Genomic DNA, 1,651 nt, shown 5'->3' on the forward strand with positions numbered 1-1,651 from the left:
TCGTAGTTCTCATCTGCTGTCAATTTGTCTACAGTTGGAAGCTCATCTTTAACTTCTACTTCGAAGGATGCTGTTTTAATTGCATCTTTAGCATCTTTGTACATCACGTTCACTGTTGCAATACCTTTTTTGTTACCCATTACTTTTCCGTTACCGCCATTAGCGTTAGTAGGATTAGCAACTACTGCACTGTAAGCTGAACTTGTAATCGAAGTAATTCGATCTTCCGGAATTGCTACAACATTACCCGCGGAATCTTTAGCAGTAATCTTCACATCTCTTGCAAGAGATGAAGTCAGAATGTCATCTGCAGATTCATCTACTACTGAACTGTCAATCGCTGCATAAAGAGTCGCTGGCTTGTTAAGACCATAAGTCAAGTCTACATTCGCTGGATCGATTGCTGTAATATCTCTGGACAGGGTTTGTACTTCTTTCCATGTAGTACCACCATCCGTAGATTTTTGCAGAACTACTTTTACAGTTCCTTTTCCATAGAAGCCAGCGTCAGTTTGGAACTTAAGACCTTTGTTCAATAAACCGAAGTTAGCGCTTGTGAACGTGTAATTTTGACCATTTGCAAGAGTACCCAGAAGTGCTGCAGTATCTGCTTCTTTACCTGTCAGAGTTACATGAGAGTTTGTATCAGCTGTAAATCCAACATATACAGAGTACGTTACATTGCTAGAACCTTCAGTGATTGCTCCTACAGTATCAATTTTCTTGCCATATTGGTCACGAACTTCGATTTTAAACTCGGAATCTGCACCAAGTACTGCTTTTGTTTTGTTCTCGTCAACCAATTTCAAGGAATCTGCAAAACGAGCTTTACCGATTTTGATTTGTTTACTGATATTGCTGTTTACATTCGCAGTTGCAATGTAAGCATTCAAGTATGCAATGCTATCTGCTGGACCAGTAAATTTATCAATTTTAATTTGACCTTTATGCTGTCCTTCTGCAACAATCGATACTCCAGACACGTTAGAACCTGTTACTTGGATTCTTGCACGGTTCTCAGCGCTTGCGATATCTTCTTTGGACAATTTATTTCCGTTCGCATCATATGCGATCAAATCGATATATTTATCTGTATCTTGAGTGGCGAAATCTTCTGTAATTTCACCAAACTCAATTTTTGTAGCGAGTTTCGTAGAGCCAATAGCGAATTTACCAGTAGCGCTAGCAGAGCCGGAGTATACAGTTACATTAAACTCTCCGCCTTTGTCTACGTTACCTGTCAGCGACAACTTCACTTCGCCAAAGCCATTGTTGTCAAAGTCGCCGTATTCATTAGCAATATGCTCATCATACGGGCTTACGATCACATTCACGTTGCTTGCTGAGTTATTAGCATCGTCATAAGCAACTGGGTTGCCGTATTGGTCGAATTGATTCAAAGCAAATGTTGCTGTTTCACCAGATGTTGTGATGGATTTTTTATCCCCACTGTACGCTGCTTCACCAAGCTCAATTTTCGATACAAATGGCTGGGAGCCCAGTTTGAATGTTTTTTGAACACTGATACGAGTATCATTGTTGTACACATACACTGGAACCATTGTCATGCCTGGGCTTGTATCAGATGTAGCACCAGTCATTCTTTTGGTGTTGATTTTAACTACCAGATTGCCTTCATTATCTTTAACCA

The 1,651-nt window shown here is 40.1% G+C and carries 1 pseudogene; it reads right to left on the reverse strand.

Features of this window, described 5'->3' with window-relative positions:
* Window positions 1-1,651: pseudogene (locus tag ICC18_RS33285) on the reverse strand (S-layer homology domain-containing protein); the annotation flags it as partial.

Origin of the sequence: Paenibacillus sedimenti (assembly GCF_014534655.1) — a bacterium.
In the GTDB taxonomy this organism is placed as follows: domain Bacteria; phylum Bacillota; class Bacilli; order Paenibacillales; family NBRC-103111; genus Paenibacillus_E; species Paenibacillus_E sedimenti.